Below are 15372 nucleotides of genomic sequence, written 5' to 3'. Positions count from 1 at the left end.
CATGGCGTCGGCGAGGAACTTGCCGATCTCGGCATCGCCGTTGGCCGAAATGGTGCCGACCTGGGCGATCTCCTCGTTCGAGGTGACCTTCTTCGAGTTCTTCTGGAGGTCCGCAACGACGGCTTCGACCGCGAGGTCGATACCGCGCTTCAGATCCATCGGGTTCATGCCGGCGGCGACCGACTTGGCGCCTTCCTTCACGATCGCCTGGGCGAGCACGGTCGCCGTGGTGGTGCCGTCGCCGGCCGCGTCAGCGGACTTGGAGGCGACTTCGCGCACCATCTGGGCGCCCATGTTCTCGAACTTGTCGTCGAGCTCGATCTCCTTGGCGACGGTGACGCCGTCCTTGGTGATGCGGGGCGCGCCGAACGACTTCTCGAGCACCACGTTGCGGCCCTTCGGACCGAGGGTGACCTTCACCGCGTTGGCGAGAACGTCGACGCCGCGCAGCATCTTGTCGCGCGCCTCGACGGAGAATTTGACTTCTTTAGCTGCCATCTGAGTTTTTCCTTGAGAGATTTAACCTGGGAGGGAGGGAGGCGCTTAGGCCGCCTTCTTCTTGGAAGCGGGGACGTCGAGCACGCCCATGATGTCGCTTTCCTTCATGATCAGCAGGTCTTCGCCGTCGATCTTGACCTCGGTGCCCGACCACTTGCCGAACAGGACGCGGTCGCCGACCTTGACGTCGATCGGGATCAGCTTGCCAGCTTCATCGCGGCCGCCCGGGCCAACGGCGATGACTTCGCCCTGGGAGGGCTTTTCCTTGGCACTGTCCGGAATGATGATGCCGCCAGCAGTCTTCTCTTCGGCGTCGATACGCTTAACCACGACGCGGTCGTGAAGCGGACGGAATTTCATGCAGTCCTCCTAAACATTTGTAGATACTGTAGATTTTTGGAGAGTTAGCAGTCCAGTCCAGCGAGTGCCAGACTGGTTGGGCAGGAGATAGGCCAAGCCTTGGCGGCGGGCAAGTGCCTCTAGCAGAAAAATTGGCACTCGTGAGTGCCGCCTGCCAAGAGGATGCCGAGATCATTTCGGCATCCTTAATGCCGCCCAAGAGGGGTTGCCGGGGCTATTAGCAGATGCGGTAAGCTGCTGCCAACGCAAGAAATTTCAACAACCTATTAAACATTTAGGCTTGAGATGGGTTAGTCGCGTGCGTCACATTTCTCTCATGTGAGCGCATCCATTGCCGGTGGTCCGGCGGGGGAGGTCGGCCACCACGTGAATGCGCTCCGTCACAGGAGGTTGGCATGGTCTCGCGAGTTGGTGGGGTTGTTTCCGACGATTTCCGGAAGCAGTTGCTGGGGTACGGGCTGACGACGGCGCAAATCCTCTATCGGATGCCGGATCACCCCTCGTTGCTGCAGACCTATGTCTGGCAGAACTACGACCTGTTTCCGAAATTTCCGGCGCTGCAGGATTTCCTCGCGTTCTGGCAGGCGAAGCTCGAAGGCCCGCTGTTTTCGGTGACGGTGGCGCATTCCAAGCTGGTTAAGCCGGCCGAGCTGCGTGCCGTCGACGGCGTGTTCCGGCTGCATTGATCAGCAAACGTAGCAGGGCGCGGCTCTGCGCCTTTGCTCGCCTCGCGGCGCGCGACTTGTGTTAGCCTCTCTCCTCACAAAAAGACGGGAGGCGAAACAATGGCCAAGAAGACGGCATCAAGATCGGCAGCCAAGACCGCGGTGAAGAAGAAATGGTCGGGGCTTGGCGCAGGCGCCAAGAAGACGTCCGCGAAATCGTCCGCGCGCAAGACCATCAAGTCGAAAGGCCGCGTCTCGGCGGCCAAGAAGAGCGCGCCGAAAGCTGCGACCAAGGCGCGGCCGAAGCAGCGCGTCGCGATCAGCCATCACCGCGAAGAGGACTTCAAGGCCGACGGGCTGCGCGCCTACGCCAAGTACCGCGACCTCGGCATATCAGCCGCGTCGCATGGTCTCGCCCAGGCGCACGTCATCCGGCTGCAGGGACCGTGCAATCCCGATGAAGTGTCGAAGCTGCACTTCCACGATGTCGACTTCCAGATGGTCTATGTGCTCAAGGGCTGGGTGAAGACCTACATGGAAGGCGAGGGCGAGACGCTGATGCAGCAAGGCAGCGCCTGGACCCAGCCGCCACGCATCCGGCACATGATCCTGGACTATTCCGACGACGTCGAACTGCTGGAGGTGATCCTGCCGGCCGAGTTCAAGACGGTGGAGTTGAAGGCTTAGGCTTTTTCGCGGCCGTCATGGCCGGGCTTGACCCGGCCATCCAGCTCGCTTCGAAAGATTCTCCTGGTCGATGGATGTCCGGGTCGAGCCCGGGCATGGCGATTTCCTAGTAGGTAGGCCGTGTACCCATAAAACCGTCGGCGTGACTCTCTTCGTCCGCTTTGTCCCGATAGCGACCAAGTTCGTGCGGCAACGCAAGATGTCGCGATGGGCCAACTGCCGACGTTCCAAAGTGAATGAGACCACCAACAGTTATTCTGTCGGCGCTATTGGAGGAGCGGCGTCAAGTAGCCCGAAACAGACTATCCCCGCAATCAGACTGCAAGACGATCCAAAGGAATCGAAACCCTTAACCTGAGCCCGCTCGGTAACCAATCATATTCCACCTTGCCGCCCAGTTGAGCGGCAATGCTGCGCTCCGCAAGCACACTCCCAAAACCCTTTGCCGAAGGCGCAGCAACAATCACTGGGCCGCCTGTCTCCTCCCATTCAAGATGCAAGTCCCCACCTTGCGTGTCCCATGCGATGTTTATTGAACCGGTTGGTTCCGACAACGCCCCATACTTGGCCGCATTCGTAGTGGTTTCATGCAGCGCGAGTGCGAGGCTTGTAACGGCCATAGCACCCACGGGGACAGTTGGTCCTCTTACCATGATGCGTTCGCTGGACGCGTCATCTTCATACGGCCGCAAGACCGTTCGCACCACGTCTCCCACCGTCGTTCGCTCGCTATGCGCCTCCGTACCCATGATTCCAGGACGGATTAGGTCCTTGGCCTGCATTAGAGCGTCGAGACGGCCTCGTAACGATTGAGCCATCTCTTGCGGAGTTCTGGCTGACCGAGCGCTCAGACTTATGATGCCGTGGAAAACGGCAAACATGTTCTTTACGCGATGGTTTGCTTCCCGAGCGAGCAACCGTTGGCGTTCTTGCGCAATTACACGTTCGGTCGTCTCACTAACGATGCAGAGTACACCGCCAGTTTCGCCAGCCTCGTTCTGAACTGGAGAATACGAGATGTCGAAATAAACTGTCTCTGGGTAGCCGTGCCGCTCAATGTAGAAGGGGCGGTCCTTCGCGAAGACTGTTTCGCCGGTGTCGAGGACGCGCCTGAGAAGCGGTCCTAAATCGTCCCACAGCTCGGCCCAATTATCGCGTGCTGGTCGCCCAAGTGCCTTTGGATGCTTTTGACCTATCGTAGGAGCATAGGCGTCGTTGTAGAGAGCGACAAATTCGGCTCCCCAAAACAGCACGATTTGTGCTTTGGCGGGCAGCATAAGGCTCACCGCGCTCCTGAGGTGCGTTGGCCACCCAACGATTGGTCCCAAGCTGGTGCTGGACCAGTCGAAAGACCGGATGAGTGCGGCAGCTTCGCCCTCAGCCCGCGGAAAATCGCCTTTTACTTCTCGAACAGTGCCCATGGCGATCAACAAAGCAAACATTGGAATCGGGAACAATGGCCCACGAAACCCTGATGTCAACAGAGCAACGACGAGATGGGCATAACGAGCTGTCGCAACGGGCCATAAGCAGTCATCAACCGCCGCTGTAGGTCGGCGGTCGGCCGAGAATGTTCCCGCCATGACGCCAAATTAGCAAAAGAACTCAATGGCTTGGAACGTTGTGCCCCTCTGTAATTGGCTGACCAGCATCCGAGGAGCCAACGATGGTCCCCCAAGCGCAGCAAAAGAGCGAACGGATCAGGGTTTTGTTCGTGGAGGACGAATGGTTCATCCGATTTGACGTAGCTGAGCAGCTTCGAGGCGCGGGGTTTGAGGTTATTGAGGCGAGGACCGCCGATGACGCGATGGACTACATCTCATCAGGCGAGCGGATTGACGCGCTGATAACCGATATCCGGATGCCCGGAACCCTTGATGGTCTGGAGTTGGCTGGGAAGATCCGCGTCATGCAACCGATGCTCCTTATCCTCGTTGCCTCTGGAAGCACAGAATTGGAGAGCGCAGCGAGCCGCGTAGGTAGGTTCATCAGCAAGCCCCACGATCCCAAGCAGATCGCGATGCTGATCGCGGAGATGCTCGGCCCGGCGCTGTAGTAAGCATGCAAGCAACAACTGTATTGATCGTCGAGCAGGACGTGCTCGTGCGCCATCCGCTGGCGGAGTACCTTCGTGAGTGCGGCTATCGCGTGATGGAAGCAACTCAACACGATGAGGCACGTGAATGCCTCGAAGGCGGGAATCACTGTATCGAAGTCGCCCTGATCGACGTAGGCGGCCCCACCGGCTCTGGGTTTGCTCTTTCTGCGTGGATACGGAGCAACTACCCAACTGTGAAGACAATGCTGGGCGCGACGGTCGGCAACGTCCTCGCGCTCGCGGGTGACCTTTGCGAGGAAGGCCCGCAGGCAGCGAAGAAGCTGAATTATCGCCCCGTGTTGGATCACATTCGCCAACTGCTCGCGACCCGGAAGCCGCCGAAAATCACCAGCCGCGATACCCGCGCAGGATAGGTGGCTGCAAACAGTGCGCTCATCGCGCTGCCTTCGGAATTCCCATGATCACCGCTTGTGATGCGCCAATTGTTGTATCCATGATGGCGCGAACGTCGTCCATACGTTGCTCAAGGGAAGGAGCATCGGAATCCGGTCGGATAGTCCGTCGCCCCTTTTGTCGAATGTAGTGACACGCGCAAAGGCTGGCTGAAAATCGACGCGCGAGAACCCACCAAGAACCATGATGATGTCGATAGGTCCTTCACCCATCACTTGACAGGCGATATTGACCTCGCCGCTCAGAGCATATCTGGTTTCGGCTAAGGCGAACTCTGACATCCATTCCGGTCCTCGCGAGACCCGACAATTCTCCTCGGCTGAACTATGGGGGTCAGCGGATAAAGTCACCTCAGAAGTATGGCAATGTCCACAGCGGGTCATTCACGTCGAATCGCATCGGGCGGAGCCGCCGGTCGATGTCCGCAATGCTCCGTTTGCGTCCACGCCGGCACTGCGCGGCAAACGACGCTAGGGGCCAATAGCTGCCCCGCAATGTTAAGACGGCGGCGCGCACTTCGAAACTAAACACCGGCACGTCCGGTCGAATCTTCCGTGCCAACGCGACGCGCTCGTCCAACCGCAAGTAAAATGGCGAAAACCCTCTGAGAAATCTGCTACACTCGATCTATGAAAACCTTTTCAGATAAGGTCCGCGACATCGTGCGCAAGATCCCAAAGGGGAAGGCTATGACGTACAAAGCTGTCGCTGCTAAAGCCGGCAATCCGAAGGCTGCACGCGCGGTTGGTGCCATAATGCGCACGAATGACGACCCATCGATCCCCTGTCATCGCGTTATTGCAAGCGACGGCTCAATGCGCGGCTACGTGCGTCCGCGCCGCCGGCCGGCCCAACAATAATCCGCTTGACAGGAAGCTTCACCGCGTCAGCACCGCCTCGGATTGCGCGGAGCCTGTCATCGGGCGCGCGTTCGCGCGACCCGTTGGCTCCATCCGGGCTACTGCGACTACGGCTGCGTCAGCATCCCCACGATCGCGCCCATCAGGCAGGTCGTCAGCGTGCCCGAGACGATCGACTTCAGCCCGAGCGCGTTGATCTCGTCGCGCCGCTCGGGCGCCATGATGCCGAGGCCGCCGATCATGATGCCGAGGCTCGCGAAGTTGGCAAAGCCGCACATCGCGTAGAGCATGATCAGCCGCGAGCGCGGATCGAGCGCGTCGGGGCCGAGCTTCGACAGGTCGACATAGGCGATCAGCTCGTTCAGCACGGTCTTGGTGCCCATCAGGCTTCCCGCCGTGATCGCCTGCGGCCAGGGCAGGCCCATCAGCCAGCACACCGGCGCCATGACGTAGCCGAGCAGGCGCTGCAGCGAGATTTTCGCGCCGCCGATCTCCGGCAGCAGGCCGATGATCGCGTTCGCCAGATACACCAGCGCGACCAGCACCAGCAGCATCGCGATGATGTTCATCAAGAGCTCGAGCCCGGCGGCCGTGCCCTTCACGATGGCGTCCATCGTCGACGACACCTGGATATCGGGATTGTCGAGCGATCCGCCGGTGCGCTTGTCCAACGTCTCCGGCACCATGATCAGGCTCACCAAAATTGCGGCCGGCGCGCCGAGCACCGAGGCGATGACGAAATGCGCGGCCGCATCCGGGATCAGCGGCGCGAGCAGCGTGGCATACAGCACCAGCACCGTGCCGGCGATCCCGGCCATGCCGCCGGTCATCACCAGAAACAATTCGGAGCGCGTCAGCTGTGCGAGATAGGGGCGGATGAAGAGCGGCGCTTCCACCATGCCGAGGAAGATATTGGCCGCGGTCGAGAGCCCGACCGCGCCGCCGACGCCGAGCGTGCGCTCCAGGATCCAGGCCATGCCGCGCACGACAGGCGGCAGCACGCGCCAATAGAACAACAGCGTCGTCAGCACGCTCATCACAAGCACGATCGGCAGCGCCTGGAAGGCGAGGATGAAATCCGAGCCGGGCGCCTTGGGATCGAACGGCGCCGGGCCGCCGCCGACATAGCCGAACACGAAGGCAGTGCCGGCGCGCGTCGCGGCGGCGATGGTGCCGACGGCGTCATTGATCGCGCCGAAGGCCTGCGTCACCAGCGGCACCTTGATCAGCACCAGAGCCGTGACGATCGTGACGACAAGCCCGATCGCCGCCTGGCGCAGCGACACCTTCAGGCGATTCTCGCTCAGCGCCCAGGCGATCAAGAGCAACGCCACCACGCCGAACGCCGATTGCAACTGCAGCATCATGCCCCCAAGAACTCTCGCGGGATTATGGGCAGGGGCCTCGCGCAGCGCAATGCTGTTGCGCGTTCATCTCGTATCCATTGACAAGTTGCAGGCGCTCGGCCACGCAATCATCCATGTCCTCCGCCACGCCGGCCGGCGCCCGCGATCTGCTCGGCCACAGACCCTTCCTGTTCTTCTTGTCGTCGCGCAGCCTGTCGCGCTTCTCCAGCCAGATCGGCGCGGTGGCGATCGGCTGGCAGATCTATGATCTGACCGGCAGCGCGTTCGACCTCGGCATGGTCGGACTGGTGCAGTTTCTGCCGACGGCACTCTTGGTGTTCGTCGCCGGCCACGCCGCCGACCGCTTCGAGCGCAAGCGCGTGGTGCAGGCCTGCCGGATCGCGGAGGCGCTGACCGCATTGTTTCTCGCCGGAAGCACCTTTGCCGGTACCATCTCCGAGATCCAGATCTTCGTCGCGACCTTTGTGCTCGGGATCGCCGGCGCGTTCGAGAGTCCGGCCACCGCCGCGCTGTTGCCGCTGATCGCGCCGCAAGGCTCGCTGCAGCGGGCGACCGCGATCTCGAGCGGCGCGGCGCAGGTCGCGACCATCACCGGACCCGCGCTCGGCGGCTTCGCCTATGCCCTGATGCCGGGCGCGCCCTACGGCATCATGATGGTGTTCTGGCTGTTCGGCGCGCTGCTCACCGGCGGCATCGGCCGGCTGCAGCAGGCGCCGGTGAAGAACGGCGGGGCGTCGGACGACCTGTTTGCCGGCGTTACCTTCGTTCGCAGCAATCCGGCGATCCTCGGCACCATCTCGCTCGACCTGTTCGCGGTGCTGTTCGGCGGCGTCACCGCGCTGCTGCCGATCTATGCGCGCGATATCCTGCAAGCCGGCCCGCTCGGCCTCGGCATCCTGCGCGCCGCGCCCGCGGTCGGTGCGCTGCTCATGACGATGGTGCTGGCGCGGCACACCATCAACCGCCGCGTCGGCATGCGCATGTTCCAGGCGGTGATCGTGTTCGGCGTCGCGACGGTGGTGTTCGCGCTGTCGCACTGGCTGTGGCTGTCGGCGCTGGCGCTCGCGGTGCTCGGCGCTGCGGACACGATCAGCGTCGTGATCCGCTTCTCGCTGGTGCAGCTCGCCACCCCCGATGAGATGCGCGGCCGCGTCGGCGCGGTGAACTTCCTGTTCATCAACGCGTCCAACCAGCTCGGGCAGTTCGAGAGCGGCGTCACCGCGGCGCTGCTCGGCACCGTGCCGTCGGCCGTGCTTGGCGGCGTCGCCACGGTCGCGGTCGCGCTGCTCTGGATGAAGCTGTTCCCGACGCTGCGGGACGTCGAGAAGCTGGAGTAGGGGCTTTCGCTCCACCCGTCATTGCGAGCGAAGCGAAGCAATCCATCTCACCGCATGCCGAGATATGGATTGCTTCGTCGCTGACGCTCCTCGCAATGACGGAATCGGCTCCGGCTGCAACGGATGTGATAGCCCCCGGAGCGAGGCCACTTGCAGGATTTCGGAATAATGGAAAAGTATCGCTGATTTGCCCGACGTGTCAAGTTGCCGTGTCGAACGCCGGCAGCTGCCGGCTCCTTTGCATGGGGTTGTTTTCGATAATTTGGCGGCGCGCCCGGCGACGGCCGGCCGGGACAAGCCCGGCCGGGCGTCGTGAGGGTCCTGCCGCAAGCAGGGAGGAGAAGATCAGCCCCGGCCGACGAACGGCATCTTGGTCGCCATGACCGTCATGAACAACACGTTGGCGTCGAGCGGCAGGCCGGCCATGTAGGCCACGGCGTCGCCGACCGCCTTGGCGTCCATGCGCGGCTCGTGCTTGGTGGTGCCGTCCGGCTGCAGCACGCCGGGGCCGTTGACCATGCGGTCGGTCATCGGGGTCGCGGCATTGCCGATATCGACCTGGCCGACCGCGATGTCATACATGCGGCCGTCGAGGTTGGACGACTTGGTGAGGCCGGTGATGGCGTGCTTGGTCGAGGTGTAGGCGGCCGAGAACGGCCGCGGCGCATGCGCCGAGATCGAGCCGTTGTTGATGATGCGGCCGCCGCGCGGCTTCTGGTCCTTCATGATGCGGAAGGCGTGCTGGGTGCACAGGAACGGCGCGGTGAGGTTGGTGTTGACCACCGCCTGCCACTGCTCGAGCGGCAGATCCTCGAAGTTCACCGGCGGCGCGCCCATGCCGGCGTTGTTGAAGAGAACGTCGAGCCGGCCATAGGTCGCCTTCACCTTGTCGAACAGGGCTGCGATCGCGGCCGGATGGGCCATGTCGGCCGAAACGCACAGGCTCTTGCCGGCGGGGCCGAGCTTGGCGGTCTCTTCCAGCATCTCCATGCGGCGCCCGGCGAGCACCACGGTGTAGCCCTTGTCCATCAAAGCGAGCGACGCGGCGCGTCCGACGCCGGTGCCGGCGCCGGTCACGAGTGCGATCTTGCTGGTTGCCTCAGTCATCCGAGTTTCCTCTTACTTGGTTTTTGCTTCGGTTTCGTTCTTGTAGGGGGGCCGTGGAATGTTCTGGTGCGCCGCGCGCAGCGCCGCCGACCAGCGTGAGCGCAGGTCGTGGAAATAGGGCTCGCCGGCCTCGATGCGGTGGTTGAGGTCGGCCTCGCAGGCGTCCGTGCGCACCACCAGCACGTCGATCGGCAGGCCGACGCCGAGGTTGGAGCGCATCGTCGAATCCATCGAGATCAGCCCGGTCTTCAGCGCCTCGTAGAGCTCGACGTCGTAATGCATGGCGCGGTCGAGCACCGGCTTGCCGTATTTGTGCTCGCCGATCTGCAGGTACGGCGTGTCGGTGGTGCACTCGATGAAGTTGCCGGCGGTGTAGACCATGAACAGGCGCATCCGCGAGCCCTTGATCTGGCCGCCGAACAGGAACGAGACGTCGAAGGAGATGTCCTCGGCGCGCAGCGCGTCGCCCTCGGTGGCGTGCACGGAGCGGATGGCGCGGCCGATCCGCTGCGCCGCCTGGAACATGGTCGGGGCGTTCATCAGCGTCTCGAGCTCGCCGGTGTCCGGATTTTCCATGCCCTCGGTCAGGGTCGACAGCACCGACTGGCTGATCGCGAGATTCCCGGCGCTGGCGATCGCCATGATGCGGTCGCCAGGCTTTTCGAAGATGTGCAGCTTGCGGAAGGTCGAGACGTTGTCGAGGCCGGCATTGGTGCGGGTATCGGCGATCATGACGAGCCCGTCGCGCACCAGAATTCCGCAGCAATAGGTCATTTAAAGCCCTCAGACGGTCCGAGTTTCTCGGCGGGAAACTAGTAGCCAATTTCGGGGATGCATCCAACCCCAATTCCCCGTGACGGGACGTGCGATGGCCGGTCGCACGGGTCGGGGCCGCCGGTCCCGGCGGTGGTCCGTCCGGGTGCCCTGTTCCGGCCATCGAGGTCGCGAGCATTCCGGTCTCGCTCTGCGTGGCGCGCAGCCGGCAATGATCTTCGCCTTGCGTCGTTGCGGGGGGCGGGGTGTTGTGCTCGACTGCCTGCAACCGACGACAACAAGAAATTTCGGGAGGCGGGAATGTCGTTCAAACTGGCCGCGTGCATTGTGGCATTGGGCATCGCCGCGATGGCCGCGAGCCCTGCATCGGCGCAGAAGAAGGGCGGCACCCTGCGGCTCTATCACAACGACAACCCGCCCTCGACCTCGCTGCTCGAGGAATCCACCATCGCCTCGGTGATGCCGTTCGCGGCCGTCTTCAACAACCTCGTGGTGTTCGATCCGGCCAAGGTGCACGAAAGCATCGACACCGTGATCCCCGATCTCGCCGAGAGCTGGTCGTGGGACCAGACCAACACAAAGCTTACCTTCAAGCTGCGGCACGGCGTGAAGTGGCATGACGGTCAGCCGTTCACGGCCAGGGACGTGCAGTGCACCTGGCGGATGCTGATCGGCAAGAGCGAGACCCAAGACGTCAAAACACCGGACTTCAAGCGCAATCCGCGCAAGGTCTGGTACTCGAAGCTGAGGGATGTCAGCATCAATGGCGACGATGAGGCGACCTTCGAGCTGACCGAGCCGCAGCCCGGCCTGCTGGCGCTGCTCGCCAGCGCCTTCTCGGTTGTCTATCCCTGCCACGTGCCGCAGCAGGTGATGCGCACCAAGCCGGTCGGCACCGGGCCGTTCAAGTTCGTCGAGTTCCGGCGCGGCGACTCTATCCGTCTGGTCCGTAACCCCGATTACTTCAAGAAGGACCGGCCGTATCTCGACGAGATCACGGTGCGCTCGATCGATAGCCGCGCCACCCGCATGCTGGCGTTCGCGACCGGCGACTACGACATCACGTTTCCGTCCGACGTCAGCATTCCCCTGATGAAGGACGTCAAGGCGCGGGCGCCGAACGCGATCTGCGAGATGACGTCGACCAATCTGCAGATCAATCTTCTGGTCAACCGCGTCAATCCGCCGTTCGACAATCCGGATATCCGCAAGGCGATGTCGCTGGCGCTGGATCGGAAGGCCTTCAACAGCATCCTGTTCGAAGGCAGCGGGCGGCTCGGGGGCGCGATGCAGGCCAAGCCCGAAGGCGAGTGGGGCATGCCGCCGGAGATCCTGTCGACGCTGATGGGTTACGGTCCCGATACCGGGAAGAACCTCGCCGAGGCGCAGGCGATCATGCAGAAGCTCGGCTACAGCGACGCCAAGCCGCTGTCGATCAAGATCCAGACCCGGAACCTGCCGACCTATCGCGACCCGGCGGTGATCCTCGCCGACCAGCTCAAGAAGATCTATATCACGGCCGAGCTCGACATTCTGGACACGCCGCGCTGGTACTCGCGGCTGCAGCGCAAGGACTACACCATCGGCCTCAATGTCACCGGCGTCAGCGTCGACGATCCCGACGGCAATCTGGTCGAGAACTATTCCTGCAACTCCGAGCGCAACTACACCCAGTATTGCAACGCCGAGGTCGACAAGCTGCTGGCGGCGCAGTCGCGCGAGGTCGACAAGGACAAGCGCCGCAAGATCGTGTTCGACATCGAGCACCTGCTGGTCGACGACGCCGCGCGGCCGGTTATCCTGCACTCATCGGCCGGCAATTGCTGGCAGCCCTACGTGAAGAATTTCCATCCGCACGACAACAGCCAGTACAACAATCTGCGCTTCGAGGATGTCTGGCTGGATAAGTAGCGCGTGGTGGCCCGCCGGCGACGACGTGTGCCGTTGCCCTCGTGCGCTTCGTATCCTTATTTATTCACACGACCAAAGCCGCGGCTGGTCCTGCGCATGCGCGCACTCCCGCGCCGATCGCCGGGGCAAGTCTGCGACGGCGCCCGTCAGTCAGGCCGCGCAGAGATCCATCGGGATATCCGACGTAGCTACGGGAGCTCGGATATCAGCTTGGTCCACTCCGCCTCCGGCCAGGCCCGTGAGGTGCAAGTGCGTATGTTTCCCAGAGAGCTGAGGGCAAGCGCGAGCTTTGTGATGTTGTCGCCGAGCGGTGCTTCGGCGAGGAGAAGGATGTCATGCTCGCCGGAGGTGAGATAGACCTCCTTGATTTCGACACCGAGAGTCTTGGCGAGTTCTTTCGCCGCTCGGCTGCGCTTGGGAGCTTCCTTGACATTACGAATTCCCTGGTCGGTCCAGTCGATCCTCAATATGAATGTCGCCATGTCGTCCTCCAAGGGTTGAGCACTGCCCTTGTCTGCCGCGCGCGCGGCAGGCCAACCTGCTTCATGTTGAAGTTGAGGGAGCGCCACATAAGGCAGGCGCTGCTTTCAGACTGCGATGCCTGCCGACGGCCTGACCGCTGCCCGTTCCTTCAAACGGCGACGTCGGCCCGTCCCGTCCAAGGGCAGCTCGCTGCAGATTACGCCATGTCCCTTGCTCGAGAAAGAGGGCTCCCCGCGTTGTGATCGGGACCGCGGTGGCCTCGCGTAAGCGAGGGCGCCGCGTCAAGATCACACCCTCTGCGCAAGGATGCGGCCGCAGACCTTCGCGCGCCGGGCAGCTATCCGATGCAAGTCAGCTGTGGGTGTAGTCACCGGGTTTCAACCCGAGCGCCTTGACAGCTGCTTCGGGAAGCGGCCCCCACGCTTCGACCGTTTCATTCGGGGCCATCATGTCCGCAATAATTGCCGTGGCCTTTGCCGCGTCTCCTTCAGCCACGAAGAAGACCGAGCGAACAGGCGGGCCGCCGTCCAACGGCGCAGTTGTTACGAGGACAACCTGACCATTTGCCATGCTCTCTTATACCGCAGTCGCGGCGCCGTTCCACGGATCCTGTCGATCGATCATCACGACCCGGCCGCTGACGCGTGCGCCAAGAGCGATGCTGCCACGGTATTGCATCGTCGCGGCCCTAACACCAAATAACTGAATGTGGGAGGCAGAACCGCTCCAGGAATGAGCGCGTGGCCAGCAAAAGAGCAAACGAAGAGCTCCCCGTCATTGCGCGCTTTGAGGTGCGCCGCCGCAATTACCTCGCGCCCGATGGCTCGATAGAGCGGCCGCTTCCTGCCTTCGCCACCGATGCCAAGCTGCTGGTCGAACTTTACCGGTCGATGGTGCTCTTGCGTCTGTTCGACCGAAAGGCTGTTGCATTGCAGCGCACCGGTCGGCTGGGAACCTATGCCATTTCGCTCGGCCAGGAGGCGGTGTCGGTCGGGATTGCGAGTGCGATGCGGGAGGATGACGTTCTGTTGCCCTCCTATCGCGACAACGGCGCGTTGCTCTGGCGTGGCGTCGCGCTGGAGGAGATCCTGCTGTTCTGGGGCGGCGATGAACGCGGCAATCAATTCTCCGGTCCGGTGCACGATTTCCCGTTCTGCGTTCCCGTCGGATCACAGGCGCCGCATGCCGCCGGCGTTGCCTACGCCCTGAAGTTGCGCAAGGAGCCGCGCGTGGCCGTCTGCATGTTCGGCGACGGCGCCACCTCGAAAGGCGATGTCTACGAGGCCATGAATTTCGCCGGCGTTCACAAATTGCCGCTCGTGTTCGTCGCCACCAACAATCAATGGGCCATATCGGTGCCGTTGCGTCTGCAGACGGGTTCCGAGACGCTGGCGCAGAAGGCCATCGGCGCCGGGTTCAGCGGCGAGCAGGTGGACGGGAGTGACGTGGTGGCGATGCGTGCCGCGGCCGAGGAGGCCATTGCCACTGCCCGCGACGGCAAGGGCCCTCACTTCATCGAAGCGGTCACCTATCGGCTCGGCGATCACACGACGTCAGATGATGCATTGCGCTATCGTTCGGCCGAAGAAGTCCAGGCGCATTGGAAGGAAGAGCCGATCGCGCGCCTCCGGTCCTATCTTGTGGGTCAGAAGATGTGGACCAAGGCGGATGAGGAGCGGCTTGCCGCCGAGTGCCATGAGCGCATCGAGGCGGCGGTGGAGCGCTATCTGAAGACGCCGCCACGCCGAGCAGAAACCATGTTCGACAACCTCTATGCCGATCTGCCCGAGGCGTATGCCGCGCAGCGTCGCGAACTTGCAGGAGAGGACGATGCTTGAACTCACGTTGGTCGAAGCCATCAATCTGGCGCTCGGCCGCGCGATGGCGGATGATCCCGATGTGGTCGTGCTCGGCGAGGATGTCGGCGTCAATGGCGGCGTCTTCCGCGCGACCGTCGGCTTGCAGGAGCGCTTCGGTCCGGAGCGCGTCCTCGATACGCCGCTTGCCGAACTCCTGATCAGCGGGCTTTGCGTCGGTATGGCCGCGCAGGGACTGAAGCCCGTGGGCGAAATCCAGTTCATGGGATTTATTTATCCCTGTCTCGATCAGCTGGTGAACCACGCATCACGGCTGCGCAACCGTACCCAGGGACGGCTCACTTGTCCGATGGTCCTGCGGACGCCGCATGGTGCCGGCATTCGCGCGCCCGAGCATCATTCCGAAAGCACCGAGGCGATGCTGGCCCACATTCCGGGCTTGCGTGTCGTGGTGCCTTCGTCGCCGGAGCGCGCCTATGGACTTCTCCTCGCCGCGATCCGCGATCCCGATCCGGTGGTGTTCCTGGAGCCGACGCGGTTGTACCGCGCCGTGAAAGGCGAGGTCGAGGACAACGGCGAAGCCTTGCCGATGGATCGCGCCTTTGTCGAGAGGGAAGGTCGCGACGTCACGCTGATCAGCTGGGGTGCGATGCTGAAGGAAACGATGGCCGCAGCGGACGCGCTCGCCGACGGGGGCATCGCTGCCGAGGTTATCGACCTCGCCACGCTCAAGCCCTACGATGAAAACACCGTGCTCAGGTCGGTCACAAAGACCGGGCGCTGCGTCATCGTGCACGAGGCCGCGCACACCGGCGGATTTGGGGCGGAGATCGCGGCCATGATCGCCGAGCGCGGACTGTCCTCGCTGCTCGCACCCGTGACCCGCGTCACCGGCTACGACACGATCATTCCGATGGCCCGCCTCGAGCAACGCTACATGCCGTCGGTCGGACGCATCGTGACCGCAGCCCGAAAGGCGCAACAGTACAACTGA

At 62.8% G+C, this 15372-nt stretch carries 18 protein-coding genes; 9 read left to right on the top strand and 9 right to left on the bottom strand.

All coding sequences use genetic code 11. From position 1 onward, the window contains the following. Both ACZBJS_RS34295 and groES read right to left on the bottom strand, forming a co-directional pair. On the bottom strand, positions 1-498 hold a 498-nt coding region (locus ACZBJS_RS34295), incomplete at its 3' end, for a TCP-1/cpn60 chaperonin family protein (protein ID WP_463439805.1). Positions 499-543: 45 nt separating this feature from the next. Beyond that, positions 544-858, bottom strand: coding sequence for a co-chaperone GroES (gene groES, locus ACZBJS_RS34290; protein WP_021077770.1), 315 nt, complete (start codon positions 856-858; stop codon positions 544-546). A 395-nt stretch (positions 859-1253) separates the two neighbouring features. Between groES and ACZBJS_RS34285 the strand changes: the two genes are divergently transcribed. Beyond that, complete coding sequence (locus ACZBJS_RS34285) at positions 1254-1544, top strand: usg protein (protein WP_026192965.1); 291 nt, start codon at positions 1254-1256, stop codon at positions 1542-1544. A 99-nt stretch (positions 1545-1643) separates the two neighbouring features. After that, positions 1644-2210, top strand: a complete 567-nt coding sequence (locus ACZBJS_RS34280) for a cupin domain-containing protein (RefSeq protein ID WP_057019108.1) — start codon at positions 1644-1646, stop codon at positions 2208-2210. A gap of 314 nt (positions 2211-2524) precedes the next feature. On the opposite strand, the gene ACZBJS_RS34275 is transcribed toward ACZBJS_RS34280, so the two are convergent. After that, a complete protein-coding gene (locus ACZBJS_RS34275; RefSeq protein ID WP_463439804.1) occupies positions 2525-3652 on the bottom strand; it encodes an HWE histidine kinase domain-containing protein in 1128 nt (375 codons plus the stop codon). A gap of 224 nt (positions 3653-3876) precedes the next feature. Here ACZBJS_RS34275 and ACZBJS_RS34270 point away from each other — a divergent pair, with 224 nt between their 5' ends. Beyond that, positions 3877-4266, top strand: coding sequence for a response regulator (locus ACZBJS_RS34270; RefSeq protein ID WP_316398304.1), 390 nt, complete (start codon positions 3877-3879; stop codon positions 4264-4266). A 5-nt stretch (positions 4267-4271) separates the two neighbouring features. After that, positions 4272-4682, top strand: a complete 411-nt coding sequence (locus tag ACZBJS_RS34265; RefSeq protein ID WP_463439803.1) for a response regulator — start codon at positions 4272-4274, stop codon at positions 4680-4682. Between the two features lie 48 nt (positions 4683-4730). Here the strand turns inward: ACZBJS_RS34265 and ACZBJS_RS34260 are convergent, their stop codons facing one another. Further along, entirely contained in the window at positions 4731-5003 is a 273-nt protein-coding gene (locus ACZBJS_RS34260; RefSeq protein WP_316398306.1) for a hypothetical protein, read from the bottom strand. Positions 5004-5351: 348 nt separating this feature from the next. Here ACZBJS_RS34260 and ACZBJS_RS34255 point away from each other — a divergent pair, with 348 nt between their 5' ends. Beyond that, positions 5352-5582, top strand: a complete 231-nt coding sequence (locus ACZBJS_RS34255; RefSeq protein WP_076830218.1) for an MGMT family protein — start codon at positions 5352-5354, stop codon at positions 5580-5582. 107 nt (positions 5583-5689) lie between these two features. Here ACZBJS_RS34255 and ACZBJS_RS34250 read toward each other — a convergent pair whose 3' ends face one another. Further along, on the bottom strand, positions 5690-6946 hold the full coding sequence (locus ACZBJS_RS34250; RefSeq protein WP_316398311.1) for a NupC/NupG family nucleoside CNT transporter: 1257 nt from the start codon (positions 6944-6946) through the stop codon (positions 5690-5692). Positions 6947-7062: 116 nt separating this feature from the next. Between ACZBJS_RS34250 and ACZBJS_RS34245 the strand changes: the two genes are divergently transcribed. Then, on the top strand, positions 7063-8286 hold the full coding sequence (locus ACZBJS_RS34245; RefSeq protein WP_316398307.1) for an MFS transporter: 1224 nt from the start codon (positions 7063-7065) through the stop codon (positions 8284-8286). A 345-nt stretch (positions 8287-8631) separates the two neighbouring features. Here the strand turns inward: ACZBJS_RS34245 and ACZBJS_RS34240 are convergent, their stop codons facing one another. Next, the gene (locus ACZBJS_RS34240) at positions 8632-9393 is read right to left on the bottom strand and encodes an SDR family oxidoreductase (RefSeq protein WP_316398308.1); all 762 of its coding nucleotides are present in this window, start codon (positions 9391-9393) and stop codon (positions 8632-8634) included. A 12-nt stretch (positions 9394-9405) separates the two neighbouring features. Beyond that, a complete protein-coding gene (locus ACZBJS_RS34235; RefSeq protein ID WP_057019101.1) occupies positions 9406-10167 on the bottom strand; it encodes a proteasome-type protease in 762 nt (253 codons plus the stop codon). A gap of 300 nt (positions 10168-10467) precedes the next feature. On the opposite strand from ACZBJS_RS34235, the gene ACZBJS_RS34230 reads away from it, so the two are divergent. Continuing rightward, positions 10468-12078, top strand: coding sequence for an ABC transporter substrate-binding protein (locus tag ACZBJS_RS34230; protein ID WP_463439802.1), 1611 nt, complete (start codon positions 10468-10470; stop codon positions 12076-12078). A gap of 188 nt (positions 12079-12266) precedes the next feature. Here the strand turns inward: ACZBJS_RS34230 and ACZBJS_RS34225 are convergent, their stop codons facing one another. Together ACZBJS_RS34225 and ACZBJS_RS34220 are read right to left on the bottom strand one after the other, a co-directional pair. Continuing rightward, on the bottom strand, positions 12267-12560 hold the full coding sequence (locus ACZBJS_RS34225) for a GYD domain-containing protein (RefSeq protein WP_026192964.1): 294 nt from the start codon (positions 12558-12560) through the stop codon (positions 12267-12269). Positions 12561-12912: 352 nt separating this feature from the next. Further along, a complete protein-coding gene (locus ACZBJS_RS34220) occupies positions 12913-13131 on the bottom strand; it encodes a hypothetical protein (protein ID WP_057019099.1) in 219 nt (72 codons plus the stop codon). Between the two features lie 221 nt (positions 13132-13352). Here ACZBJS_RS34220 and pdhA point away from each other — a divergent pair, with 221 nt between their 5' ends. Both pdhA and ACZBJS_RS34210 read left to right on the top strand, forming a co-directional pair. Next, the gene (gene pdhA, locus ACZBJS_RS34215; RefSeq protein ID WP_082653940.1) at positions 13353-14399 is read left to right on the top strand and encodes a pyruvate dehydrogenase (acetyl-transferring) E1 component subunit alpha; all 1047 of its coding nucleotides are present in this window, start codon (positions 13353-13355) and stop codon (positions 14397-14399) included. Further along, positions 14392-15372, top strand: a complete 981-nt coding sequence (locus ACZBJS_RS34210; RefSeq protein WP_316398310.1) for an alpha-ketoacid dehydrogenase subunit beta — start codon at positions 14392-14394, stop codon at positions 15370-15372. Before pdhA ends, ACZBJS_RS34210 begins: the two co-directional genes overlap by 8 nt.

Source organism: Bradyrhizobium sp. KZN70725, assembly GCF_055264925.1.
Note: the sequence above shows the minus strand (reverse complement) of the source record. Positions and strands in the feature narration are given on the sequence as shown.